Genomic DNA, 26,178 nt, shown 5'->3' with positions numbered 1-26,178 from the left:
CGTCTCGCTCCCGCCCGGATCACTGGCGAGGCATGTTCAATGCCGCAACTCGCGTCCGGTTCTGCTTGTCTTTGTCGATCGGCGACCGCGCGCCTTTCTGCGCTGCCGCAGCCGCGGCTCGCGAAGCGAGCGCCGCATAGGCCTCCTTCAGCGCGCGGTAAGCCAGTCTAACGCGAGCCGAGCCGCTTTCGCGCACCGACTCCAGCGTACCGCCACGCACAGCGCCAAGCAGTTCGTCGCGCGCTCGACGGTATTCCGCAAGCGCACGCCTTAGCTCCCGAAGCTCTTGCGCGACTTCCGCGGAGGCCTGTACACAGTCGAGATGCCCATCGACCTCCAGGTCGAGAGCCGCGATGCGCTCCATGTGCGGGATCGCCTGCGCCGACTCGCGTGCGTTGAGCACAAGGATGTTGTGCGCGCGAGTCTCCTCGATGGCGTCGAGCATCGCGGCCATGGCGTCGCGTCCCACGTCGAGCGTGCTCGCAAGGCACTTCAGGTCTACCAAGCCCATCATCAGCTCACGCAGCCCGCCGTTGCAAAGGTTCACTCGCTCGTCGAGTTCGCCGGCAAGTTGCGCGATACCGCCGGTGTCCTCGACGAATCGTCCCGCGCTTTGCGCCTCGGTACTCGCGGTCTCGGCGATCCGCCGCACCGCCACTGCCGTCTCTTTCGCGGCATCTGCAACATCGTCGAGCACACGCGTCGCATCGGTCGCTCGGGCGACACCGTCCTGAGTGCCCGCACCGGCTGCCGCAATCCCGTGATGCAGCCGATCAATGCCTTCACCGATCGCGCCGATGATCTCACCCACGCTCAAGGTAGCCGCGCCGGTGCGCTCGGCGAGCTTGCGCACCTCGTCGGCCACCACGGCAAACCCGCGCCCCTGCTCACCGGCTCGGGCAGCCTCGATCGCGGCGTTGAGGGCCAGCAGATTGGTCTGTCCGGCGATTTCGCGGATGATCGCCACGATTTCGCCTATGCGCGACACCTGCGCCCTCACGTGGTCGAACTCCGTGCCCGCCGCCGCTACCGCGCTCGCGAGTTCGTGCATCACTCCCGATATGAAATGCACTTGCGTGCCGCCGTCAGCGGCGCGCTCGCTTGCCGCAGCGGATGACGCGGCGAGGCCCTGTGCCTGCGCCGACGTCCCCTGGGCGCGCACGGCCATCGCCTTTACCTCGTCCGTCGCCTGCCCGACGAGGAGCGACTGACGATCAGCCGCGGCGACGATGTCGGTAAAACTCGACACGAGGCTGCCGGTGGCAACGGTCAGCTCGCGTGCCAATATGCTCATCCGTTCGGCGCATGCGACCTTCTCCGCCAGCACGGTTTCGAGCCGCGCAATTGACGCTGTTACGCCACCTCCAACCTGCACATGGTCGTCGAGTTGTGCTCGAATGCGCTCGATGGCGACGGCGACCGCCCGCTCCTCGCAGGAGGCCCGCCATAGTGCAAGTATCGCTACCAGCACAGCGAGCGTCCCCCACACCCATCGCTCGGGCCCGCTTGCGGCACCTGCCTGCGCGGCAGCCACGGAAGTCGTCGCCACGGCCAGCGGCACAGCAAGCCTGCCACTCGTCCACCGGCGCATCGCCATGCTCCGACGCATCAGTCAGCAGGAAGCCGCGTCGGCCGCCTGGTTCATCAACCGGGCAAACAGGCGCTCGAAGGCGACACCTCGCTCGCCGCCGAGCGAGAGCTCTCCATTGAGACGGAATGCGTCGCCGATCTGCTGCCAATCCACTTCGTTGAGCTGACGCCGCGCGGCAGGTAGCACGATCTTTTCCTCGGCGCTGAGGTGGCGCCATTGTGCGTCGACGAAGTCATCGAGGTCCGCTGCGAGTGCCTGCGCAGCCCTGCGGGTAGCATCGCCGCGGCACTGTCCGACGCGCTCCTCCAACTGCGCGAGCTGAGCCGCGCCGTCACTGTGTTCGCGTGCCAGTACGGCCAGCACGTCGTCTAGCTCCACGCTCCGCCCTGCGAGACGGGCGAACAGGTACTGCTCCTCCTTCGGATGATGCAGTTCGTCCGAAAAGTTCCGCAGGTAGTGCAGCATCGCATCGAGGAAGGCGAGATCAACCGCAGCACCGGTGCGCAGTTGCGTGGCCATGCCGCGCAGCCCGTTGCAAACGGCTGCGATCGCACGGTGCTCGTCAAGAATGATCGCGATCGCTGCATCGCAGGCATTGCCCACGCTGTTGGTCTCGACGGTCGCCACCAGTACCGGAACACTCGCATGCGCGATCACCTTTTGCGTCTGCGAGCCGGGCAGGAGGGCACGCAGCCCGCGGCGACCGTGCGACCCCATGTAGATCAGGTCGCAGCTTCGCTCGCGCGCCACCTGGACGATCAGCTCATACGGGCGACTGCCGGTGCGCACCAGCCCGTCGCACTGCACGCCGTAAGACTCAGCCGCCGCGATCGCCTTGGCGATGATCGCGTTGGCGTGTCCAGCGGCCACCTCGTTGAATGTGTCGGGCGCCATGGCGCGAACCAGCGCGCCCTCGTCGCTCGCACCGTAGTCGTCGCGCATGGTGAAGAAGGTGATGCGCGCCCCGCACACGCAGGCCAGTTCCAGCGCGCCGCTCACCAGGGTCGTGGCAAGCTCCGAGCCGTCCAGCGGCACCAGCAAATGTCGGTACATGTCCTGTTCCCCGATTCAGAGCGCGGCGGCACGTGTGGGCCGCAGCAGGAAGTGGCTGAGGGCCGGCAGCAGGATGAGCGCACCCAGCATGTTCCAGACGAACATGAACGCGAGCAGGATGCCCATGTCGGCCTGGAACTTGATCGGCGACCACGCCCAGGTGGACACCGCGATGCCCAGCGTGATGCCGGTTAGCACGACGACCTTGCCGGTGAAGATCAGCGCCTTGTAGTAGGCCTCGGACAGGCTCATGCCGTCCTTCATGCGTGCGAGCACCACGGTCATCACGTACAGCGCGTAATCGACGCCGATGCCCACGCCGAGCGCGATCACCGGCAGCGTCGCCACCTTGACGCCGATGTTGAGCCACACCATCAGCGCCTGGCACAGCACCGAGGTGATCATCAGCGGCACCACCGCGCACACCACCGCACGCCAGGAGCGGAAACTGACGAAGGCCAGGATGATCACCGCGGCATACACGAAGATAAGCATCTGCGTGTTGGCGCGCTCGACGACGATGTTGGTCGCCGCCTCGATGCCGGCATTGCCCGCCGCGTTGAGGAAGCGCACGTCATCCGTACCGTACTGCGCCGCAAACGCCTCGACCGTGGCAACCACGCTGGCCAGGGTGTCGGCCTTGTGGTCCTTCAGGTAGGCGTACACCGTCAGCAGGTTGCAGTCCTGGTTGAACATCTCGCGCGGGGCGCGGGTGATGATCGCGTTCAGCATGTCCTGCGAGCGCGGAATCTCGAACCACTTCAGGCTACCTTCGTTCATGCCCGCGTTGGCGACCTTGGCCAGCCCTGCCAGCGAGCTCGTGCCTTCCACGCCCGGCAGTTGCTGCAATTCGCGTTCGAGCGCATCGACCGCCATCAGCGTGTCGTACTGCCCGCAGGCGTACTGCGGCGTCTTCACCATGACGATGAACACATCGCTGCTGGCCGCGTAGTTGGCGCCGATGAAGGCGTTGTCGCGGTTGTAGCGCGAGTCCGGACGCAGCTCGGGCGCACCGGGGTCGGTGTCGCCGATGCGCAGTTGTGCGCCTCCGACCACGCCCAGCGCGCCGAGCGCCACACCCACGGCAACGCCGATGGTGGCCCATTTGCGCTGGGTGAAGAGATCGAGGAAGGCCCAGAAGGGGTGGCGCCGGTGCTCGGTGTCGCCCCGCTCCAGTCGCTCCGCTTCATGGCTGCGGCGCGCGGCGGCCTCGCTCACCCCGGTGTAGGAGAGCAGCACCGGCAGCACGATCAGGTTGGTGAAGATCAGCACCGCGACGCCAATGCTGGCGGTGACGGCGAGATCCTGGATGACCGGAATGTCGATCACCATCAGCACCGCGAAGCCGACCGCATCGGTGATCAGCGCAATCATGCCGGTGAGGAACAGACGGCGGAAGGTATAGCGCGCCGCCACCAGCCGGTGGGTGCCGCGGCCGATGTCCTGCATGATGCCGTTCATCTTCTGCGCACCGTGGCTCATGCCGATGGCGAACACCACGAAGGGCACCAGGATCGAATAGGGATCAAGCTCGTAGCCGAGCGTGGGCAACAGCCCGAACAGCCACACCACCGCAGTCAGCGAACACAGCATCACCAGCAGCGTGCTGCGCAGGCAGCGGGTGTACCAGAACAGCACGCCGGTGCAGATGGCGATCGCGGCGGCGAAGAACACCATCACCTGCTGCAGGCCGTCGATCAGGTCGCCGACCACTTTGGCAAAGCCGGTGATGTGAATGCGGATACCTTCGGACTCGTACCTGGCGCGCAGCTCTTCCAGGCGCATGGACAGCGCGTGGTAGTCAATGCGCTCGCCGGTGTCGGCGATGCGGTCCTGCAGCGGCACCAGCACGATGCTGGACTTGAAGTTGGCAGCGACCAGTTGGCCGATTTCACCGGAACGCTCCACGTTCAGGCGCACCTGCTCTAGGCTTTCCGGCGAGCCGTCATAGTCGTCGGGGATCACCGGCCCACCGTCGAGGCCTTCTTCGGTGACGCCGGTCCAGCGCACCGCGGGCGCCCACAGCGACTTCATGTAGGGGCGGTCGACGCCGGGCATCAGGAAGAGCTCGTCACTGAGCTTGCGCACCGTGTCGAGGTAGTCCGCATCGAAGATGTCGCCATCGGTCGCCTCGACCGCAATGCGCAAACTGTTGCCCATGCCGGCAAGCTGGCTGCGATGCTCAAGGAAGTTGACGATGTAGGGATGCCCGGTCGGGATCATCTTCTCGAACGCGGCATTCAGCCGCAGTCCGAGCGCCTGGTAGCCCAGCAGCACGGTGGCCAGCACGCAGAAGATGAGCACCACGGCGCGGTTGTTGAACAGCAGGCGCTCGAGCAGCGATCCCGATCGGGGGTCGAAGTCCTGCAACTCGCGCACGAAGACCGGCGCGGCGGGAAGGGTATGGGCTAGGCTCATTGCTTGGCTTCCGCAAGAATCCGGTTTTGCTCGACGCGCGCCAGACCGCGCGCCCCGGCCACCACCAGCGCGCCGTCGGCGGCCGGCACAAAGCCGGTCAGGCCGGTGGCCGCAGGCAGCGGCAGGGCGCGGAAGCTGCGCGCACCGTCGGTGCTGCGCAGCAGACGGCCGCTCTCGTCGGCGAGAACCACGCTGCCGTCGGGCAGGCGGGCGCCGGTGGTCAGGGTGATGTCCTGGTCAATCGGCACCTGGTTCCAGCTCAGGCCGGCGTCCTCGCTCAGCCAGGCGTTGCCGCGCAAGCCGAAGGCCAGCAAACGCTCGTGATCGACCATCACCGCGCCGAAGAAGGTGCCGGCATACGGCGTCTGCAGTGCGGCGAACTGTGTCCCGCCGTCGGTGGAGCGGAACAGCGCGCCCTGCTCGCCGGCGATCAGCACATCGTCGCCCTCGACCTGCACTTGGTAAAGATGCTTGCCACGCGGGTTCGGGATGAGGCCGGTAATCGACTGCCAGCTCTTGCCGCCGTCTGCAGTGGTAAAGGCCAGACCGTAGGCGCCAACCACGTAGCCGCGTTGCGTATCGACGAAATACACGCCGAGCAGCGGCTTGTCCGGCCCCTCCTCCACCATGCGCTCGGCGTCGCGCACCGCCCGCGCCGCACGCTCTTCACCGGCAGCGAGCCGGGCACGCGCTTCGTCCAGCACCAGGGCGGCGGCCTGGCGGCCGTCGAGCTGGCGGCTCCAGGTTTCGCCGCCATCGGCGCTGTGCAGCACGATGCCCCCGTGTCCGGCCGCCCAGCCTTCGCTGGCCGATACGAAGTGCACGCTGGTCAGCGCGACGCTGACCGGCACCGAACGCGCCTGACGCCAGCTGCGCCCGGCATCGTCGGAAAGCACGACATTGCCTCGCACACCGACCGCGACCAGGCGGTCGCCGGCCCGTGCCACGGCAAGCTGCAGTCCATGCTGCGCCCGCGCATCGACACGTGCGGGCAAATCGAGAAGATCAGGTACCTGACGGGTTCCGGCCTGCGCGACGGCGCTGCCGAGACAGCAGGAGAGGAGAGCAACCGCGGAGAGCCGGAAGAGCCGCCGCGCGCCGGAAACTGTAATGACCATCGTCTTGACTCGCGAATCCACCCGCCGCACCGGCTGTACTGCAAGCCGGCGCGGTAGCGGGAACAGAGGATGCCGGTGGCGGCTTAACGGGAGGCTTCGGCGGCGACCGCGTCGCCGGTGAAGTAGGTCTCCGGCTTGGGCTCCACGACGCGGAAGTCCTCCTCATTGAGCGCCTGGATCACACTCATTGTGTTCGCCTGCAGGTTGAACACGGTGGCGGTCTTGATCAGCGTGGCCGGGATCGAGGGCACGACAAAGGGCGTGACCTGGGTGGTGCGCCACAGTTTGCCTTCGGCATCGTAGCCGTCCATCAGGACCACCAGCCAGGTGTCCTCATCGACGTAATAGCGGCGCTTGGGCACGGCGTGACGCTTGCCCGACGCGACCGTGGCCTCGACGACCCACACGCGGTGACGCTCCCAGCGCAGGTGATCCGGGTTGAGGTGGTGCTCAGCAAGCGCCTCCTTGACCGGGGCAGCAATGAAGCCGTTGGTGTTGTAGGGCACCAGCATTTCCTGCTTGCCGACCAGCTTCCACTCGTAACGGTCGAGCGAGCCGAACAGGCCTTGCACCTCGTCAAAGTAGTTGGCGCCCGACGCAACGAAATCCGGCGTGTCGTAGGCCACCGTCGGCGCGCGGCGCACACGGCGCTGGCCGACCAGGTACTGCCAGGCCTGACGGGCGTTCTTCTGGTCGATGCTGTCGCGGATCACCAGTGACTCACCAGCCTTGAAAGGCGGCTCAAGCGTGTTGAAACGCAGGATCGCGTACTCGCCGGACCAGCTCTCAGGGGTGGCGTCCGCGTAGTACGGCGGATACTGGAAGGCGATTTCGTTGCGGGTGGCCAGCGTGTGCGAGCCGTCTGCATTGCCCACGATGTTCTTGAAGCGGTACTCGATGGACGGCGCCTCGGTACGCAGCAGGTAGTTCCACATCACCTCGACACCGCTCTTCGGAATCGGGAAAGGCGTGCCGCCGATGCAGCCTTCCAGCGAGTAGCCGTTGTCGGTCGTCTTGCAGCGCGTGGCGTTCTTCGCCACGTTGTCGTAAACCTTCTGCGGTGCGGCACCGGTGCGCCGGGTCGGATAGACGTCGAGGCGGAAGCTGTCCGGGTACTTCTGCAGCAGCGCCTTGGTGCCATCGGACAGCAGGGCGGCATGTTCGCCCATGTTCTTGGCGGTGACCTGGTAGCTCACTTTGTCGCCGGCGAAGACTTCGAGCGGGATGTCGCCCATCTTCTTGCCCTGCACCGGCTTCACCAGACCGCCATCCCAGGCCGGAATGCTGCCGTCCTTGTTCCCGGCGCGCTCCCCACCCAGCGGGGTGAGCGTGGTCTTGAGCGCGGCCGCCTCTTCGGCGGTCACGGCGGCGAAAACACTGGCACTGCCGGCAAGCGCGGTGAGCATTGCCGTCAGCAGAATCGATTGCTTGTACATGGGTGTCTCCTCTTTCTTTTTCGCGAACGGTCGGCTGCGTCAGAAGGTGCGCTGGATGGACAGCGAGACGAAGTCGCGATCGCGGTGGAAGTTGTCGTAGGACAGCTCGGGCACCGCGGTGCCGTACTTGACCACCGCCCCGGCCGAGCCAAAGTAGTGGGTGAAGTTCAGACTGGCCTGCCAGGTCTTCTGGTAGTCCGCTTTCACGCCAATGCTGAAGTTGCCGCCGTGGTGCGCCGGAAACAGCGCGCCATTGACCGAAGAGCGCCCGAACAGGCCGTAGGACAGGCCAATCGGCACCTGCAGGTCGACACCCGGCATGACCTGGAAGTACTCCGGCGTGAACACAAACTGGATGGCCCCGGCGTCGCGCGTCGCCAGCGGGTCGAGCTGGTCGCGGTTGTCGGTAACCTTGAGGCGGCGGTTGTAGGCGAACTCGCCGATGAACGAGGCACCGTCCCACAGCGGACTGGCACCAAGCACACTGATCGCCGACAGGTTCAGGTGCAGCGTGCGCCCCTTGGGAAACGCCGCGTTGTCGTCGCCATCGGACGAGGCGCCGGTGATCACGGCATTACCGCTGGCCACCAAAGGCATGTTGTCGCGGAAGGAAAGTTCGGCCGCCACGTTGGTCTCGCCTATCAGCGTGCTCACGCTGGCGCCGACCGTGCGGATGTTCTCGGCAAACACCTGTACGTAGTCGCCGACGCTGCCCGGGCGCACATTGACACCGGGACGCGCGTAGAACTGCGGCATCTTGTCGTGGTACTGCGCGGCGTAGAGGCCAAACTCGGCATCCTCGCTCTTGAAGCGAACCTGAACACCACCCTGACCGGAGTTCTTGGCCTCCAGGTCCTTGCCACGGAACGCGACCGCCCCGGGTCCGAGAATCAGCGTCTCGCCGCCATCATCGACGAAGTCCGCAAAGCTGAAGTAGCTGCCGGCTGCCGGCAGACGGGACTTGCGCCATTCAACCTGGTAGTACGCGCCGATCGTCACGTCCGGGCTGAGTTGCAACTGCGCCGACACCTGACCGACCGGGCGCGCAACTTCCTTGAACTGCGAGTTCGGCACCGACAGTGCGCGCGCAAGGTCCAGGGGCGTCTGCGCACCGGCAATACCGTTGCTGCCGAAGAACAGGCTCTCGCCATAGAGCTGGGTGAAGCGGCCTGCCTTCACGTTCAGGCGTTTGCCGCCCGGGGCGAAGTTGCCGTAAACAAAGGCATCGAGAAACTCCGCCTTGCGGCCGTGCAGCTTCTCGGTGTCGCGGGTGAATTCGTCGTAGTCGGTGGAACGGTGGTTCAGCAACGCGCCGCCAAGCGCACCCGGGTTGTCGTTCGAGCGGTTGTAGACGTCGTCGTACCACGCCGCCCCGCTGATACGGAAGCCGTAGTCACGCTTGTAGCGGACATCGAGTTCGGACAGCAGGTCGAGCCGGTTCGAGATCAGCCCGCGGCCAAAGTTGAGGTCGCCGTCGTTGGTGTTCGCCTGCGGACCGATCGAGTTGTCGGCCACGGCGCTGTCGACCTTGCGCACGCGCCAGGCGGCGCTGTACTTGAAGGTGTTGTCCCAGGTGATGCGCAGGTCCGGGTTGTCCGTGTCGATCTGGAACGCGCTCGCGACACCCGGCGCCGACAGCCCGACGCAGGACAGTGCGAGCACGCCGGCAAGCCGCCAACGCTTCGGCACCTCTGCTCCCACGCGGCAAAGGGATCCTTGATCCATGTCTTCCTCCTCATTCCTGGATGCGGTTTCGTTTTGTTGTCTCCCCCTGCACAACGCACTGACCGGGGGGCGTGGGCGAACCTTATCCAGCCGCATCCTTACCGTCCAATACCATTGAAGACGCCACTCGATACCTTTGAGGTATGCTTCACCGCAAACCACCGCCACAGGAGTACGCCATGGATCTCCGCCATCTGCGCTATTTCATCGCCGTCGCCGAGGAGCTGAACATCGGCCGTGCGGCGGCCCGGCTGCACATCTCGCAACCCCCGCTCACCCGCCAGATCCAGCAACTGGAAGAAGAACTCGGCGCACGTCTGTTCAACCGCACGCCGCGCGGCGTGGAACTCACCGAAGCGGGCCAGCTGTTTCTGGAAGAAGCGCGCAATATCCGTTCGGTGGTGGAACAGGCCACCGAGCGCACCCAGCGTGCCGGCCAGGGCAAGCTCGGGCGGCTCGATGTGGCGATCTTCGGCTCGGCCATCCTCGATGCCATCCCCAAGGTGCTGCTCGCCTTCCGCAGCAACTACCCGGAGGTCAAGGTGGTGCTGCACACGATGACCAAGGCCGAGCAGATCGAAGCGCTGCGCCAGCGCCGCATCTCGGTCGGCTTCAACCGCATGCTGGCGCCGCAGGACGACATCGACGTCCAGCCGGTCATGGTCGAGCGCCTGCTGCTGGCCGTCCCCACCAGCAACCCCCTGGCACAGCGCGAATCCATCCCCTTCCGCGAACTGGAGGGGCAGCCGATGGTGCTCTTCCCCACCGGCGCACGGCCCAACTTCATGGACAAGGTGATCGGGCTGTGCACGGACAGCGGCTTCGAACCGCACATCTCCCAGGAAGTCGGCGATGCCGTCACCGGCGTCGCGCTGGTGGCAGCGGGATTCGGTGTCTGCCTGGTACCGGAATCGGCGACCACCCTGCAACTGCCCGGCGTGGTGTACCGACCGCTCACCGACACCCCCGCGGGCAGTTCCGTCGACCTGTGCTGCATCTACCGCCGCGACGACACCTCACCTATCGTTGCCGCGTTTCGGCAGACGGTCGAGGCGAACAGGGCGTTGTTTCCAGGAAGCTGACGACTTGCGGGGCGGAGGCCGCGCGCCGCAGTTCGGCTGTCAGGCGCCAGATCTTTTCAGCCTGCTGTCGTACTGAGCGCGCAGCTGTGCAGGAACAGGATAGCGCTTGATCCCGGTGTAAAGGCTATGGGCGCTTACACCGAGGCACACACCACTTCAGCGACCGCATGCCCCCGTTCGGTCACCTGCTTGACCGCTTTGAACTTGAACTCTTCGGTAAAGCGCGGCTGCGCCTTCTTCGTTTCCATCACGACCTCCATGAAGACTCGTTGTGAGGGAGAAGGTACCTATGAAGTCCGGAGCACGTCACCCTCACACGAAGTCACAATTCCAGAAAAAGCACTACTATTGTTCGCATATAAACACCAATCTGGAGCACCATCGACGCCCTCAACGATGTCGCCGTGTTCGTTCAGGTGGTCAACAGCGGCAGTTTTACCGCCGCCGCCGACAAGCTCGACCTGTCCAAATCCGTGGTGAGCAAGTACGTCACCCGTTTGGAGGATCGTCTCGGCGCGCGCCTGCTCAATCGCACCACGCGCCGCCTGAGTCTCACGGAGGTCGGGCGCGCATTCTTCGAGCGCAGTCAGCGTGGCTTGCTGGAGATCGAAGAGGCAGAGGCCGAGGTCTCGCGTCTGCAGGGCACGCCGCGGGGCGAACTGCGCATCAGCAGCCCGATGTCGTTCGGCATCCTTCACATCGCGCCGAAACTGTCGGCTTTCCAGTTGCGCTATCCGGAACTGACGGTCGACATGGTGCTCGATGACCGCAAGGTGGACCTGGTGGAAGAAGGCTTCGACCTGGCCATCCGCATCGGCGACTTGCCCGATTCGTCGCTGGTGGCGCGTCGCCTTGGCCCCTGCCGGCATGTGGTCTGTGGCACGCCCGACTACTTTGCGCGCCGTGGCGTTCCGCAGACCCCGGAGGACCTGGCCCGCCATGCCGCCCTTGTGTTCCGCTACCACGATTCACCGGACGAATGGCGCTTTACCGCCCCCGACGGCGGTTTAGTCCGTGTGAGCCTCGCCCACCGGCTGCGCATGAACAACAGCCTCGCCTTGCGCGAGGCCGTGCTTCAGGGGGCGGGCGTCATGCTCACCCCCACCTTCGTGGTTGGCGCCGACATCCGCGCGGGCCGGCTCAAGGCGGTGCTGACCGACTACGCGGCAATGGAGATATCCATATATGCGGTCTACCCGCAACGCAAGCACCTGTCACCGAAGATTCGCGCCTTCGTCGAATTCATGACCGAACAGATCCAGGACCCACCGTATTGGGAGCCCTGAGTACGCGTCCTTCCTTCCATTGCGCCAGCACCGTAATGCCGATGCCCGCACCGATAACCCCGGCGCCCACCCAGGTCAGCGGCGCATAGCGCTCGCCAAGCGCGAGCGTGGCCACGATCAGCCCGACCGCAGCCGCAACATACCCGACCTGGCTGAACAACACCGGCCCGCCGCGCCGCTGGAGACGAAAGACCACCGGAAAAGTCATGGCCGCCACGACCATCTGAACAACGGCGGCAGACCCGGCCGGCACCACGTCGGCGACCGGGATACGTCCTTCGGTCGCCATCAGTACAGACACGAACACCACGCTTGAGCAAACCTGTCCCCAGAAGGCCAATACGTTCGGTGCCGCATCCGGCGGCCAGTCCAGCGTGCGATACACGTTCCCGGAGGCCAGGCTGAGCGGGATCAACAGCGCAAGCAGCAACCATTGCACCGGGGGGCCGGCCGGATCGACACCCCGGCTGACACTGACCAGCACCGCGCCAATCAGGCCCACCGCAATGCCGAGCAAGCCCAGCACGCCCGGCGTGCGCAGGCGGCACAGGCCGGCGAGCAGTACGGTAACAACCGGTGAGAGCGCAAACATCAGCCCGGTGTAGCCGGCACCTGCGTGCGGTATCACGGTGAAGAGCAGCAGGTTGGGGCCGACGAAGGACACCAGCGACGAGATCACCGAGTACCGGAGGATTCGCGGCGATGGCCAGCGCAGGTGACCCCGCAGCCACATGACGGGCAGCAGGGCCGCCGCCGCCCCAAAGGAAATCAGCAAGGCCCACATGGCCGGCGAGACACCGGCCTCGCCGCCCAGTTTGCCGAGCGGAAAGTTCAGGCCGATCAGGGTTCCGGTGACGATCAGGAGCGCCGAAGGCGACTGCGCCACGGCGGTCCACCGCCCCGTGGCCGGGATGTCCGACATCGTATGCATGACCGGCCTCCCTCAAGCGCCGCGCGGAAATGACGTGTCGAATGCCAGCTGCGGCAGCGGCAGTCGATCACTGGGCAGCTCGCGCTCGCGCAGCGCCGGGGGCAGGCGCACCGGCAGCGCCTGGCGGCCGATCGCAATGCCGATCTCGACATGAAAGTGCTCGGGCGCGGCCAGCGCCTGGCGGACCGCTTCGACGTCGATCCCGCCCATCGCGTGCGCCTGATAGCCCATGGCGGTCGCCTGCAACGACAACTGCGCCCACGCCGCCCCGGCATCGAAACTATGGCTTCTCGACCGCTGACGCGCGCTACCTTCGCGCGCCGGCATGAGGCGGTCGGAGAACAGGAACACGAGCGCCGATGCGTCCTTGGCCCAGGCGGCATTGAAGGGGTCGAGCAGATCCAGCCACTGCGGCCAAACCGGATCGCTCCTCAGCGCATAGACGAATCGCCAGGGCTGAAGGTTATAGGCCGAAGCCGCCCAGCGCGCAGCCTCCAGCATGCGCATCAGGTCGTCCCGCGCCATGCTCGAGGCATCGAAAGCGCGCGGCGACCAGCGCTTCACGAACAAGGGCTCGATCGGGTAGCCCGGCTGGCGCACTTGCGCCGCCTCGGGCATCGGCATCTGGATTCTGTCGGGTGCGTTCATGAGCTGTCCTCCAAGCGTGATTCGGCGGACCCGGTACGACCGCAGGGGTCGAATCAGGCAGTGAGGTCAGCTTATAGAACACCACTAAATAGATAATCTTGGATATGGGAACCACACTGTTCGCGCAAACTAATCAATAAACTCTGCTGGCGGCCTCACCGCAGGCTGTTCAGCGAAACGCCCACCCGCAGCACTCCCCCACGCAGTTCGTCCTCGGCAGGCAGCCGGCACCGCCCAGGAACTCGGCACCGCCGTGCCCGTCCGACCCTGAGCACATCCGCAGGTCTTCGAGGCGCAGACCGCCGGCAAAAGCGCCACCGCGTTTGACCGGTACTCACTGCGGATGTTAATAACGATTCTCGATAACACCCGCAGGGCAGACTGGGAGAGATGCATGACCGTGCGACCGGATGCGCGATGGCCGCTGGCCATCGGCCGGCACATCAGCTTGTGGGCCTTCGCCCTGATCGCCGCAACCGCCAGCGCGCAGTCGCCGCACGTGGTCTTGGGAGAAGTGGAACGCGGCCCGCTGGTCGAGGAGATCGCCCTGAACGGCACGGTGACCGCCCGGCGCAATGTCGACGTATCGGTGTCGATAGGCGGGCTGGTGCGCGAGCGCGCGGTGGACGTCGGCAGCCGGGTGGCGCGCGGCGATCTGCTGTTGCGGCTGGATGACGAGCTTGCGCGCCTGGAGCACGACCGTACCAGCGCGGAAGTGCGTGAAGCGGAGAAGCGCCTGGCCGAGGCCCAGCGCCTGCTGGCGCAGGCCCACAGCGTGGGCGGCGGACGGGTGATCCCGGCCACCGAGCAGGCGCGCCGGGCCAGCGAGGTGGGCATTGCCGAGGCCGCCCTGGTGCGCGCCCGCGCGGCCGAGCGCCTGCAGGCCGCCCGCCTGCGCCGCCATGCCCTGCACGCGCCCTTCGACGCCGTCGTCAGCGCACGTGCCGCGGATGCCGGGCAGTGGGTCGAGCCGGGCGACGCAGTCTTTACCCTGGTGGATACTGCCGATCTGCTGGTGGACTTCCAGGTGCCGCAGCAGGCCTTCGCCCTGCTCGGCGCGGACACGACCCTGGCCATCGAGGTGCCGGGCGCCGGGCGGCAGTCCGCCGCCATCGAAACCTGGCTGCCGGTCACCGACGCACAGGCGCGCACCTTCCTGCTGCGCGCCCTGCCGCCGGAAGGCGCGCCGCTCGTGCCCGGCATGGCGGTGTCGGCCAGCCTTCGCCTGATCCGCGAAGGACAGGCGCTGTCGGTGGTGCGCGACGCGATCAACCGCTACCCCGACGGCCGCGTCACCGTGTGGGTGGCCGAGGCGCTCGGTGACGACGGGCGCCACCGGGTGCGCGAGCAGCTCGTGCGGGTCGGCGGATCGGCCGGCGACAGGGTCTTCGTCACCGAAGGACTCGACGGCGGCGAGCGCATCGTGACCCGCGGCAACGAGGCCCTGCGCGACGGCCTCGAAGTCAGCACGCCCGGCGGCTGAAGCCATGTTCGCCCACATCATCCGCCATGGCACCCTGGTGGCCGTGGTCTCGCTCATCGTGCTGGTGCTCGGCATCGTCGCCGCCTCGCGCATCCCGGTGCAGATGATCCCCGACCTGGAAGTGCGCACGGTCAGCGTGGAGACGCGCTGGCCGGGCGCCACGCCGCAGGACGTGGAGAAGGACATCGTGATCGAGCAGGAGCGCTACCTGCGCAACCTGCCCAACCTCCAGCGCATGACCGCCACCGCCGGCAACGGCTTCGCCGAGATCGAGCTGGAGTTTCCCTTCGGCGTGGATGTCACCCAGGCGCTGATCGAGGTGAACAACGCGCTCAGCCGGGTGAGCGGCTACCCACGCAATGTCGACCAGCCGCGCATCGTCGCCAGTTCGTTCTCGGCCAACGCCTTCATGCACTTCAGCCTTGCCCCGCTGGAGGGCGACCCGCGCCGGGTCAACGTGCTGCTGATGCGGGACTTCGTCGAGGACCGCGTGCGGCCGCGCATGGAGAGCATCGCCGGGGTATCCGAGGTACGCGTCAACGGCGGCCTGGAGCGCCAGCTGCAGGTGCTGGTCGACGCCGAGGCGCTGGCCCAGCGCGGCCTGGGCCTGACCGACGTGCGCGACGCCATCCGCGCGCGCAACCAGGACGTCTCCGGCGGCGAGGTCAGCGCCGGCAAGCGCCGCTATCTGCTGCGCACCGTGGGGCGCTTCCAGAACCCGGCCGACCTGGCCGACCTCGTCCTGCGCCGCGACGGCGACAGCGTGGTGCGCCTGGGCGACGTGGCACAGGTGCGCCAGGGCCACGCCCGCCCGCGCTTCGTCAGCCGCTTCAACGGCGACCCGCGGCTGTCCCTGCAGGTACGGCGCCAGCCCGGCTCCAACGTCATCGACATCAAGCGGGCGATGCTCGCCGAGGTGGCGGCGATCAACGCGGAGATCCTCCACCCCGCCGGCATGAACCTGGCGCTCAACTCGGACGACGTGCGCTACGTCGAAGCCTCCATCCGCAACGTGTGGACCAACCTCGCCATCGGCGGCGTGTTCGCCACGCTGGTGATGTTCGCCTTCCTGCGCTCGGCCCGCGCCACCCTGGTCGGCGTGGTCGGCATCCCGCTGTGCGCGGTGGTCGCCTTCATCTCGCTGCTGGCCGGCGGACGCACCATCAACGTGATCTCGCTCGCCGGCGTGGCCTTTGCCATCGGCATGACCATAGACAACAGCATCGTGGTGCTGGAGAACATCGAACGCTACCGCCGTCGCGGCCTGGACCGCATCGAATCCGCGCTGCAGGGCGTGCGCGAGGTGTGGCCGGCGGTGCTCGCCTCGACCATGACCACGGTACTGGTGTTCCTGCCCATCCTGTTCATCGTCGAGGAGGCGGGCCAGCTCTATTCCGACGTCGCCATCGCCATCTCCGGCGCCATCCTCGCCTCCATGCTGGTCGCCATCACGCTGATTCCCACCCTGTGCGCGCGGGTGGAATTCGGCCAGCGCGCAGGCGACGCCGGACAGTTTCCGCGCCTCAACCGCTTCCTGCGCCGCCTGCTCGACACGCCGGCGCGGCGCGGCGCGGTGATGGTGGGCACAGTGGCGGGCGCCGGCCTGATCATCGCCCTGCTCACCCCGCCCGCGGAATACCTGCCGGAGGGCGAGGAGCCCAAGACCTTCGCCGCGATGAACCCGCCGCCGGGCTACAATCTGGAGACCATGGGCGAGATCGCCCGCCAGGTGGAAGCTCATCTCCTGCCCCATGTGGGCGCCGACCCGCAAGCCTTCCTGCGCGGCGACACCGCGGTGCCGCCGATCCGCTACATCAACCTCGGCTACGACCCCACCCGGCTGCGCATCATCTCCGAGACCGAGGACCCGGCCCATATCGAGGCGCTGATGGACGCCCTCACCGCGCACTACGAGAGCTACCCCGGCATGCGCGCCTTCGCCGCCAAGGGTTCCATCATCTCCAGCAACGACGGCGGCACGCGCAGCATCAGCCTGGACATCTCCGGGCCCGACCTGGCGGCCATCTTCGACACCGCCCGCGCCATCGACCGGCGCGCGCGCGAACTGTTCGACGGCCCGCGCATCCAGAGCCAGCCCTCCAGCCTCACGCTGGCGCAGCCGCTGGTGCAGATCCGCCCCGACTGGGACCGCGCGGCCGAGCTGGGCCTGTCCACCGACGCCATCGGCTTCAGCGTGGCGGCGCTGACCCAGGGCGCCTACGTGGACGACTTCTTCCTCGGCGACGACAAGATCGACATCTACGTGTACGGCGACGAGGCCGCCGAACCGCGCCTGGAACAGGTGCCCGGCCTGCTGCTGCGCAGCCCCGGCGGCGCCACCCTGCCGCTGTCCGCGGTCGCGCGTATCGAGGAGCTGGCCGACACCATCTCGATCCGCCGGGTGGACGGCCGCCGCACGGTCACGCTGCACATCATTCCGCCGGACGAGGTGGCACTTGAAACCGGGGTGGCGCAGGTCCGCGAGGCGCTGATCGGCGCGATGCGCGCTTCCGGCGAGCTGCCCGCCGACATCGCCATCGCCATCTCCGGCGCCAGTGACGCGCTGGAACGCACCCGCGCGGCGCTGAGCGGCAACTTCCTGATTGCGCTGGCCATCGTCTACCTGCTGCTGGTGGCCATCTTCACCCACTGGGCCTATCCGCTGCTGATCATGACCACCATCCCGCTCGGGGTCGCCGGCGGCATCGTCGGGCTGGCGCTGATGAACGGCGTCGGCGCGCTGCTGCCGGCCCTCGGGCTGGCGCCGATCTCCCAGCCCTTCGACATGATCACCATGCTCGGCTTTCTCATCCTGATGGGCACCGTGGTGAACAACCCCATCCTCATCGTCGACCAGGCCCGCCGCAACCTGGAGCACGAGCACATGCCGCCGCTGCAGGCGGTCACCGCCGCCATCGAAGCCCGCCTGCGCCCGATCGCCATGACCACGCTGACCACCCTGTGCGGCATCGCCCCGCTGGTGCTGATCCCCGGCGAAGGCACCGAGCTGTACCGCGGCGTGGGCGCCATCGTGCTGTTCGGCCTGCTCGGCGCGGCCATCGTCACCCTCAGCTTCCTGCCGGCGATGCTGGTGTTCGTGCTCAAGCTGGCGCGCCGCTTCGGTTTCTACAAGGAGGCCGCATGATCCGGCTCGACCGCCTCAGCATGCACTACCAGCTGGGTGCCGCGCGCATCGACATCCTGCGCGAGGTGGACCTCGACATCGCCGCCGGCGAACGGGTGGCGATCGCCGGCCCGTCGGGCACCGGCAAGACCTCGCTGCTGCTCCTGCTCGCCGGGCTGGAAAGGCCGGCGGCCGGCTCGGTGCTGTTCGACGGCCGCGCGCTGGAAACCATGGACCGCGACCAGCTCGCCGACCTGCGCCGCGACCACATGGGCATCGTCTTCCAGTCCTTCCACCTGGTCCCCAGCCTGAGCGCGCTGGACAACGCCGCGCTGCCGCTGGAAATCGCCGGCCGGCGCGACGCGCGCGAGCGCGCCCGGGCCATGCTCGACCGCGTCGGCCTGGGCGCACGGCTGGACCACTACCCGGGCCAGCTCTCCGGCGGCGAGCAGCAGCGCGTGGCCATCGCCCGCGCGCTGGTGCATGAACCCAAGCTGGTGCTGGCCGACGAGCCCACCGGCAACCTCGACGACCGCACCGGCGCGGCCATTGGCGAACTGCTGTTGCATCTGAACGCCGAGACCAACACCACCCTGGTGCTGGTGACCCACGACATGGCCTTCGCCGCGCGCTGCGACCGCGTGCTGCGCCTGGCGAACGGACGGCTGGGCGAGGCGCAGCATGCCACCGGGAGGGGCGATGTCCGGCCTGCTTAGGCTCGCCTGGCGCGACCTGCGCGGCAGCGGACGCACGCTGTGGGTGTTCTGCGCCTGCCTGGCGCTGGGCGTGGCGCTGATCGCCGCCAGCGGCGGACTGTACCGCCAGATCGGCGCCAGCCTGCTGGCCGACACCCGGGTGCTGTTCGGCGGCGACCTGGAAGTGCGCACCCGCGCGCCGCTGCCCGACGAGATGCTCGCCTGGATGCGCGAACGCGGCACGGTGTCGCGCCTGATCGAATTCCGCACCATGCTGATGACCGCCGCCGGCGACGCCCACCTGGTCGAACTGCAGAGCACCGACCAGGCCTACCCGCTCTACGGCACGGTGGAACTCGAGCCGCCGCAGCCGCTGGCCGAGGCCCTGGCCACGCGCGACGGCCTGCCCGGCGCGGCCATCGACCGCGTGCTGGCCGGGCGCATGGCCCTGCAGCCCGGCGACCGCATCGAACTGGGTGTGGCCACGCTGGCGGTGCGCGCCATCGTCGCCCGCCAGCCCGACCGTAGCCTGCGCGCGGACTGGAGCGGCCCGCCGGTGCTGATCTCCGCCGACGCCCTGACGCAGACCGGGCTGCTGCAGCCCGGCAGCCGCCCGGCCTACCGCTACCGGGTACGCAGCGATGTCGACCCGGCCGCCTGGCGCACCGCCTTCCTGGCCGCCTTCCCGGACAGCGATGCCGAAGTGCGCACCTTCATCGAGCGCAACGCCCGCCTCGGCGAAGTGCTCGGTCAGATCGGCTCCGGCGTGCTGCTGATCGGCTTCAGCGCGCTGTTCATCGGCGGGCTCGGCGTGTTCAACAGCGTGCAGGCCTACCTGCAGGGCAAGCTCGGCACGCTGGCGACGCTGCGCGCCGTCGGCCTGCGCGACCGCCGGCTGGCCGCGGTCTACCTGTTGCAGATCCTCATCCTGGCCGGCGCCTCCGCCCTGGCCGGCGTGCTGCTCGGCGGCCTGCTGGCGGCCATCGGCAGCAGCCTGGTGGCCGAGCGCCTGCCCCTGGCCGGCGACTGGGCGGTGCTGCTGCCGCCGCTGGCCACCGCCTGGCTGTTCGGCGTGCTGGTTGCGCTGCTCTTCGCCCTGCCGGCGCTGGGCCGCGCGCTCACGGTCAAGCCCGCGGCGCTGTTCCGCGGGGTGCTGGGCGCAGCCACCCGCACGCCGGCCGGTGCCTGGTGGCTGACCGCCGGCTGCGCCGCCGCGGCCGCCGGACTGCTGCTGGTGGCCATGCCCGAGCCGCTGTTCGGCCTCGCCTTCATCGCCGCCCTGCTGCTGGTACTGGCCCTGCTCGAAGGCCTGGTACGCCTGCTGCGCGCGGCGGCCCGGCGGCTGGCCGCCCATCCGCGGCTGGTCGGACGCTTTGCGCTGCGCATGGCGCTCTCCGGGCTCTACCGGCCGGACTCCCCGCTGCGCCCCACCCTGCTCTCGCTGGGCGCCGCGCTCACCCTGCTGGTCGCCTCCACGCTGGTGCTGCTCGCCCTGCTCGAGACCATCGAGGAGACCGTGCCCGCACGCGCGCCGGCGCTGGTGTTCTACGACATCGGCGCCACGCAGAAGGACGACTTCGAAGCCCTGCTGCGGCAGGCGCCCTCGCTGGAACAGCTCGATCTCGCCCCGCTGGTACTCGGCCGCCTGGTGGCCGTGGACGGCACCGAGCTGCGCGACAGCACCGACGCGCGCCGCCGCCTGGAGGCGCGCGACGAGCACAAGATGAGCACCCTGCAGAACAACTTCGACCAGGTGGTGGTGACCCGCGGCGCCTGGTGGCCGGCGGACTACCGCGGCCCGGCGCAGGTGGCCATGGAGGACCGCGAAGCCGACCAGCTCGGCCTGCGGGTGGGCGACACGCTCAGCTTCGAGATCCTCGGCGAACGGGTCAGCGCCGAGCTGGTGGCGATCTACGCGCAGAAGCGTTTCCAGTCGCGCCTGTGGCTGGAGGCCATCTTCTCCGATGGCGTGCTCGACCCCTTCATCACCCGCTACGTCGGCATGGCCTACCTGAACGGTGCCGACGCCATCGCCACACAGAACCGCATCGCCGCCGCCCAGCCCAACGTGGTGACGGTGCGCACCGACCTGCTGCTCGACGAAGCCCGCGCCATCCTCACCCGCGCGGCCGGCGGGCTGAGCGCCATCGGCGTGGTGACGCTCAGCGCCAGCCTGCTGGTGCTGGTCAGCGTGATCGCCGCCAGCCGCGCCCGGCAGATCTACCTCGCCACCCTGCTGCACACCCTGGGCGCGCGGGTCGGCGCCATCCGTCTCGCCCTGCACCTGGAATACCTGCTGCTCGCGCTGCTGACCACCGCCTTTGCCACCGCAGCGGGCGGGGCGCTGGCCAGCCTGCTGCTGCACTACCGGCTGGAGCTCGACGTCGCCGCCGCGTGGTGGGCCGGCGGCGCAGTGGCCGCAGCGGTCAGCGGCGGCGCCCTGAGCCTGGGCGCCCACTATCTGATGCGCCAGCTGCGCCTGTCGCCAGCGGTGCTGCTGCGCGGCTTCGCCGGCTGAGCCCGGACTGCTCCGCCCACTTCGATTTCCCGCTCACCCGCCTGTCCTGCCCGGAGTATGCTTGACGGCAGGACCGGAGCTGCCCGGGGATGCCCCCGCGCGCCGGTGGCGACCACAGGCGTGGAAGCGTGAAGGGAGGACGGGCGATGAGCGCGACGACGGCCGGCAACAAGCTTCGCGGCGTGAACCTCGGCAGCTGGCTGCTGCTGGAAAAATGGATGGTGCCCAGCCTGTTCGAAGGGCTGCAGGCCACCGACGAGACCACCTGGTGCGCGGAGCTGGGCAGCGCCGCGCCCGAACGCCTGCGGGCACACTGGAACAGCTTCGTCACCCGCGAGGATTTCGCGTGGATCGCCGAGCACGGGCTCAACGCGGTGCGCATCCCGGTGGGCCACTGGATCTTCGGCCCGGACTACCCCTCTCACCCCAAGTACGGCGCCAGCCGCCACCCTTTCGTCACCGGCGGCATAGACGTGCTCGACCGCGCAATGGACTGGGCGGCGGAGTTCGGCCTGCGGGTGATGCTCGACCTGCACGCCGCGCCGGGCTGCCAGAACGGCTTCGACAACGGCGGCATCAAGGACGTGTGCGAGTGGCACACCAAAGAGGAGTATTTCGAGCATTCGGTGGACGTGCTCGGCCGCCTGGCCGAACGCTACCGCGCGCATCCGGCGCTTTACGCCATCGAAGTGCTCAACGAGCCGCGCTGGGACGTGCCCACCGACTACCTCAAGCGCTACTACCTGGCGGCCTACCAGCGCATCCGCCAGCATTGCCCGGCCGAACGCGTGGCGGTGGTGTTCCACGACGGCTTCCGCTCCTACCGCGAGTTCCTCGGCTTCATGCAGCCGCCCACGTGGCAGAACGTGATCTTCGACTACCACCGCTACCAGTGCTTCGAGCGCCGCGACATCGACAGCGACATCTACCAGCACATGCACAAGGCCGGCGGTGAATGGCGCGACGAGGCCGACTCGATCAACGCCGCGCTCGGCCTGCCGGCGATCTGCGGCGAGTGGAGCCTGGGGCTGGACCTCAAGGTGGTTTCGCTGTGGGCCGAAGGCCCCTACAACCACGCGCTGGAGGGGATGGACGACTTCCAGCAGGACGTCGCCAGCCGCGGCTACGCGGCCGCGCAACTTCTCGCCTTCGAGAAGCTGCTGGGCTGGTTCTTCTGGAGCTACAAGACCGAGACCACGCCCGCCTGGTGCCTGCGCGAGTGCGTGGCGCGCGGCTGGCTGCCCTCACGCTTCCGGTAGCGGGTCGCGCACCGGGCGGTAGGACTGGATGCGCGCCGGGCGCTGGCGCTTGAGCACCAGCTTGTGGTCGTAGAAGTGGCTCAGGCCGTTGTGCAGGCTGATGTTGAGCAGGGTGGTGCTGGGCAGCTCGTGGTGCAGCATCTCCATGGTGCAGATCTCGTCCTTGGCGTCGAAGGCGTCGGTGGCCTGGTCGATGAACACCCAGCCGGGCTGCTGCAGGAAGAGCCGCGCCATGCCCAGGCGCTGCTGCGCGCGCAGCGGCAGCACCCGGCCCCAGTCGTCGCTGTCGTCCAGGCGGCGCGCCAGCCAGGCGATGCCGGCGCATTCCAGCGCGCGGTGCAGCGCCGCGTCGTCGTAGCGCGCAGGCTCGTAGGGGTAGCACAGCGCCGCGCGCAGCGGGCCTTCCGGCATGAACGGGTGCTGCGGCAGGAACATCAGCTCGCGCCCCTCGGGCAGCGCGATCTCGCCGCGCCCCCACGGCCACAGGCCGGCCACCGCCTTGAAAAGCGCCACCGTCACCGCCGGGTCGCCGGTGATCAGGATGCGTTCGCCGTGGCGCACGTGCAGGTCGAAGTCGTCGAGCAGCAGCTGGCCGGTGGGCGTGCTCAGGCGCAGGCCGCGGATCTCCAGGTCGGGATGGCGCGAGTGGCTCACGCGGATGCGTCCGTCCGCCTGATCCGGCGTGTGGTCGCCGCGTTCGAGCTGCAGCATGTCCTGGTAGAGCGAGACGATGCGGTCGATCGACGCCCGGCAGCGCGCCAGTTCACCGAGGTTGTCCACCGGCCAGGACAGGGCCGAGGTCAGGCGCTGGAAGGCCTGCGCGGCCTGCATCAGCAGCCCCAGGCTCATCGCCCCGGCCATGTACTGCGGGGCGGCGATCAGGATGGGGAACACCGGCAGCAGCGTGCCGTAGCCGGTGGAGAAGGACACGATGCCCAGATAGGCCACGGTCTGCCGGTTCCAGCCGCGCCCGACGTCGGCGAACAGCCGCGCCGCGCTGCGCCGCTCGAAGCCTTCGCCGTGCATCAGCGCGATCGCCTCCGAATGCGAGCGCGCCCGCGCCAGGCCGAAGCGCAGGTTGGCCTCCACGGTCTGCAGCCAGTTGGTGCTGCGGATCAGCGGGCGGCCGAGCAGCAGGCCGAGCGCGGTGCCGGCCCCGGCATACAGGAAGGCCATCACCACCATGTAGCCGGGCACCACCAGCCCGGTGCCCGGCAGGGTGGCGCTGCCCGACACGCTGAGCAGGATGTCCACGAAGCTGCCGAGGATCAGCACCGAGTACAGCAGCGAATGCGCCAGGCCCACCGCCGCCTCGGTGGCGATGCGGATGTCCTCGGCGATGCGGCCGTCCGGGTTGTCGTGCTCGCCCGGGGTGAACTGCAGACGGTAGTGGTGCGCGCCGGTCATCCACTGGTCGAGCAGCAGCGCGGTCATCCACTGCCGCCAGTCGAGCTGCACCCAGCGCTTGACGTGCAGATGCAAGGCGGTGACCGCCATGGTGAGCACGAAGATCAGCACGAACACCAGGGTCAGCTGCAGCAGCTCGCCGGTCTCGCGCGCCTCCAGCGCATCGAACAGGTCGCGGTGCCAGTAGCTCACCCAGATCGCCAGCGCCACCTGGGCCAGGGTGAGCAGGATCAGCAGCAGCACCGCGCCGCGCACCAGCCACCTGCGCTCGCTGTTCCAGTAGTCGCGGGCCATCGCGGCAAACTGCCGGCCGGCGCCGCTGGCGATGGGCGTGCGCCGCGGCGCCATGGCGTTCATGCGCGCTCCCGCGCCAGCAGCGCGGCCGTCTGCGCGGCGCCGAGCAGGCCGAGCTGATCGTTGCTCACCACGTGGAGCGGCACCTGTTCGAGCAGTTCGCGCATCGGCGGCTTGTCCACGAAGGCCTCGATCACCGAGGCCTGCTGCAGGAAGGGCAGGATGCGCGGGGCGATGCCGCCGCTCAGGTACACCCCGCCGCGCGCCAGCCCGGTGAGCGCGAGGTTGCCGGCCGCCGAGGCCAGCAGGCGGGCGAACAGATCGACCGCCGCCGCGGCCTGTGCATCGCCGGCCAGCGCCGCGGCGGTGACCGCGGCGGCGTCGACGCTGCGCGGCGCGCTGGCCGGCAGGCCGGCGACGAAGCGGTACAGGCGCTCCAGGCCGTGGCCGCACAGCAGCAGTTCCAGGCTGACCCGTCCATGGCGCGGCAGCAGGTGTTCGAGCAGGGCCAGCTGCTGCGGGTCGCGCGGGGCAAAGTCGGCATGCCCGCCCTCGCTCGGCAGGGCCACCGGCTCGCCCGCGGGCGTCTCGGCCAGCAGGGCCATGCCCAGGCCGGTGCCGGCACCGAGCAGCGCGCGGGCGGCGCCCGGCAGCGGCGAGCCGGCCTGCAGGGTGCGCAGGTCGGCGGCGCCGAGCAGCGGCAGCCCGCAGGCCTGTGCGGCAAAGTCGTTGATCAGCCGCAGCCGGCGCAATCCGAAACGCCCGGCCAGCGCGGTGGCATCCACCGTCCACGGCAGGTTGGTCATGCGCACCCGCCGGCCGTGCACCGGCCCGGCCAGCGCCAGGCAGGCGGCCTGCGGCCGTTCGCCGGGGCGCAGAAAATGCTGCAGCAGCGCGTCGATACCGGCGAACTCGCGGCTCGGCAAGGTTTCGCGGCGCAGCTCGCGCCAGCGGGCGCCCTCACCCTCACACTCGCCGAGCAAGAGGCGCGCCTGTGAGCCGCCGATATCCGCCGCCAGTATGACCATCGCTCCCCTCGCCGCCCCTGCCGCCGTGGGCAGGGCCTGATCCAGCTTACCGCGGCGCCAGCGCGGCGCCTGTGACCGGATTGTGCCTTGCTTCCACGCCGCCATGCGCGGGCGCATTGGTGTATTTTTTCGTCCTCCCGGCAAGCCCGCCTCCCGGGCAGCGCGAGCCGTCACCAAGCGAGGATCTCCACCATGAACCGTCTGACCGGCAAGGTCGCCCTGGTCACCGGCGCGGCGCGTGGCATCGGCGCGGCGATCGCCCGTGCCTTCGTCGCCGAAGGCGCCCGCGTGCTGCTCACCGACATCGACAATGCGCGCGGCGCACAGACCGCGCAGGCGCTCGGCGAACGCGCCGCCTACCGACGCCTGGACGTGCGCGAGCCGTCCGACTGGGACGCCGCCATGGCCGCCCTGCTGAACGACTGGCAGCGGCTCGACGTGCTGGTGAACAACGCCGGCATCACCGGCTTCGAGGGCGGCGCTGCGGCGCACGACCCGGAACACGCGACGCTGGAGGACTGGCGCGCAGTGCATCGCACCAACCTGGACGGGGTCTTCCTCGGCTGCCGCGCGGCCATCCGCGCGATGCGCGCGCAAGGCAGCGGCTCGATCATCAACCTCTCCTCGCGCTCCGGGCAGGTCGGCGTCGCCGGCGCCGCGGCCTACGCCTCCAGCAAGGCCGCGGTGCGCAACCACAGCAAGACGGTGGCGCTGTACTGCGCCGAGCAGGGCCTGGCGATCCGCTGCAACTCCATCCATCCGGGCGCCATCCTGACGCCGATGTGGGATGCGCTGCTCGGCGACGGCCCGGAGCGCGAGGCGCGCATGCGGGACTTCGTCTGGGACACGCCGCTGCGCCGCTTCGGCAGGCCCGAGGAGGTCGCCGCGGTGGCGGTGCTGCTCGCCTCCGACGAGGCGGCCTACATGACCGGCAGCGAGCTGACCGTGGACGGCGGCCTGCTTGCCGGCTCGCCCGCCTCGCCGCGCGGCTGACCCGGACGCGCCGGCCGCGCTTTACCTTCCCCGCGCCGCGCCCTAGCATGGGCGCGGCGGCACCCCTGCCGCCGCAGCCCTGTACTCCA

At 68.7% G+C, this 26,178-nt stretch carries 18 protein-coding genes and 1 pseudogene; 8 read left to right on the top strand and 11 right to left on the bottom strand.

The features are described from left to right. Positions 1-19 precede the first annotated feature (19 nt). The 6 genes from IAI53_RS02845 to IAI53_RS02820 all read right to left on the bottom strand — a co-directional run bounded on the left by IAI53_RS02845 (position 20) and on the right by IAI53_RS02820 (position 9,341). Positions 20-1,597, bottom strand: coding sequence for a methyl-accepting chemotaxis protein (locus IAI53_RS02845; protein ID WP_225433125.1), 1,578 nt, complete (start codon positions 1,595-1,597; stop codon positions 20-22). Positions 1,598-1,612: 15 nt separating this feature from the next. Further along, positions 1,613-2,644 carry a universal stress protein gene (locus IAI53_RS02840; protein WP_187716632.1) on the bottom strand — a complete coding sequence of 344 codons (1,032 nt, stop codon included), beginning with the start codon at positions 2,642-2,644 and terminating at the stop codon, positions 1,613-1,615. Between the two features lie 15 nt (positions 2,645-2,659). After that, positions 2,660-5,062, bottom strand: coding sequence for an efflux RND transporter permease subunit (locus IAI53_RS02835; RefSeq protein ID WP_187716631.1), 2,403 nt, complete (start codon positions 5,060-5,062; stop codon positions 2,660-2,662). Beyond that, the gene (locus IAI53_RS02830) at positions 5,059-6,009 is read right to left on the bottom strand and encodes a WD40/YVTN/BNR-like repeat-containing protein (protein WP_349771882.1); all 951 of its coding nucleotides are present in this window, start codon (positions 6,007-6,009) and stop codon (positions 5,059-5,061) included. The genes IAI53_RS02835 and IAI53_RS02830 overlap by 4 nt, the downstream gene beginning before the upstream one ends. 254 nt (positions 6,010-6,263) lie before the next feature. Next, positions 6,264-7,616 (bottom strand): DUF1329 domain-containing protein, encoded by a 1,353-nt coding sequence (locus tag IAI53_RS02825; protein WP_187716629.1) that lies wholly within the window; start codon positions 7,614-7,616, stop codon positions 6,264-6,266. Positions 7,617-7,655: 39 nt separating this feature from the next. Then, entirely contained in the window at positions 7,656-9,341 is a 1,686-nt protein-coding gene (locus IAI53_RS02820; RefSeq protein ID WP_187716628.1) for a DUF1302 domain-containing protein, read from the bottom strand. A 179-nt stretch (positions 9,342-9,520) separates the two neighbouring features. On the opposite strand from IAI53_RS02820, the gene IAI53_RS02815 reads away from it, so the two are divergent. Next, complete coding sequence (locus tag IAI53_RS02815) at positions 9,521-10,423, top strand: LysR family transcriptional regulator (RefSeq protein ID WP_187716627.1); 903 nt, start codon at positions 9,521-9,523, stop codon at positions 10,421-10,423. A gap of 105 nt (positions 10,424-10,528) precedes the next feature. Here IAI53_RS02815 and IAI53_RS18555 read toward each other — a convergent pair. After that, positions 10,529-10,671: pseudogene (locus IAI53_RS18555) on the bottom strand (transposase); the annotation flags it as partial. A 120-nt stretch (positions 10,672-10,791) separates the two neighbouring features. On the opposite strand from IAI53_RS18555, the gene IAI53_RS02810 reads away from it, so the two are divergent. Continuing rightward, positions 10,792-11,709: a LysR family transcriptional regulator gene (locus IAI53_RS02810; protein WP_349771907.1), complete on the top strand. Its 918-nt coding sequence runs from the start codon at positions 10,792-10,794 to the stop codon at positions 11,707-11,709. Here IAI53_RS02810 and IAI53_RS02805 read toward each other — a convergent pair. Beyond that, on the bottom strand, positions 11,666-12,640 hold the full coding sequence (locus IAI53_RS02805; RefSeq protein WP_222948144.1) for a DMT family transporter: 975 nt from the start codon (positions 12,638-12,640) through the stop codon (positions 11,666-11,668). The genes IAI53_RS02810 and IAI53_RS02805 overlap by 44 nt on opposite strands. A 12-nt stretch (positions 12,641-12,652) precedes the next feature. Further along, complete coding sequence (locus IAI53_RS02800; RefSeq protein ID WP_222948143.1) at positions 12,653-13,288, bottom strand: nitroreductase family protein; 636 nt, start codon at positions 13,286-13,288, stop codon at positions 12,653-12,655. Positions 13,289-13,682: 394 nt separating this feature from the next. On the opposite strand from IAI53_RS02800, the gene IAI53_RS02795 reads away from it, so the two are divergent. From IAI53_RS02795 to IAI53_RS02775, 5 genes are all read left to right on the top strand, one after another. Continuing rightward, positions 13,683-14,771: an efflux RND transporter periplasmic adaptor subunit gene (locus IAI53_RS02795; protein ID WP_187716626.1), complete on the top strand. Its 1,089-nt coding sequence runs from the start codon at positions 13,683-13,685 to the stop codon at positions 14,769-14,771. 4 nt (positions 14,772-14,775) lie between these two features. Beyond that, complete coding sequence (locus IAI53_RS02790) at positions 14,776-17,916, top strand: efflux RND transporter permease subunit (protein WP_187716625.1); 3,141 nt, start codon at positions 14,776-14,778, stop codon at positions 17,914-17,916. Continuing rightward, a complete protein-coding gene (locus tag IAI53_RS02785; RefSeq protein ID WP_187716624.1) occupies positions 17,913-18,611 on the top strand; it encodes an ABC transporter ATP-binding protein in 699 nt (232 codons plus the stop codon). The genes IAI53_RS02790 and IAI53_RS02785 overlap by 4 nt, the downstream gene beginning before the upstream one ends. Further along, positions 18,595-21,108, top strand: coding sequence for an ABC transporter permease (locus tag IAI53_RS02780; protein ID WP_187716623.1), 2,514 nt, complete (start codon positions 18,595-18,597; stop codon positions 21,106-21,108). The genes IAI53_RS02785 and IAI53_RS02780 overlap by 17 nt, the downstream gene beginning before the upstream one ends. A 146-nt stretch (positions 21,109-21,254) precedes the next feature. Beyond that, positions 21,255-22,367: a glycoside hydrolase family 5 protein gene (locus IAI53_RS02775; protein WP_187716622.1), complete on the top strand. Its 1,113-nt coding sequence runs from the start codon at positions 21,255-21,257 to the stop codon at positions 22,365-22,367. On the opposite strand, the gene IAI53_RS02770 is transcribed toward IAI53_RS02775, so the two are convergent. Together IAI53_RS02770 and glk are read right to left on the bottom strand one after the other, a co-directional pair. Continuing rightward, complete coding sequence (locus IAI53_RS02770) at positions 22,353-24,131, bottom strand: ABC transporter ATP-binding protein/permease (RefSeq protein ID WP_225433124.1); 1,779 nt, start codon at positions 24,129-24,131, stop codon at positions 22,353-22,355. The genes IAI53_RS02775 and IAI53_RS02770 overlap by 15 nt on opposite strands. Next, the gene (gene glk / locus IAI53_RS02765; protein ID WP_187716621.1) at positions 24,128-25,096 is read right to left on the bottom strand and encodes a glucokinase; all 969 of its coding nucleotides are present in this window, start codon (positions 25,094-25,096) and stop codon (positions 24,128-24,130) included. The genes IAI53_RS02770 and glk overlap by 4 nt, the downstream gene beginning before the upstream one ends. 192 nt (positions 25,097-25,288) lie before the next feature. On the opposite strand from glk, the gene IAI53_RS02760 reads away from it, so the two are divergent. After that, positions 25,289-26,089: a glucose 1-dehydrogenase gene (locus tag IAI53_RS02760; RefSeq protein WP_187716620.1), complete on the top strand. Its 801-nt coding sequence runs from the start codon at positions 25,289-25,291 to the stop codon at positions 26,087-26,089. The last annotated feature ends 89 nt before the right edge of the window (positions 26,090-26,178 follow it).

It is taken from the genome of Thauera sedimentorum, from assembly GCF_014489115.1.
Classification (GTDB): Bacteria; Pseudomonadota; Gammaproteobacteria; order Burkholderiales; family Rhodocyclaceae; genus Pseudothauera; species Pseudothauera sedimentorum.
This window is presented reverse-complemented; position numbering and strand designations above follow the sequence as displayed.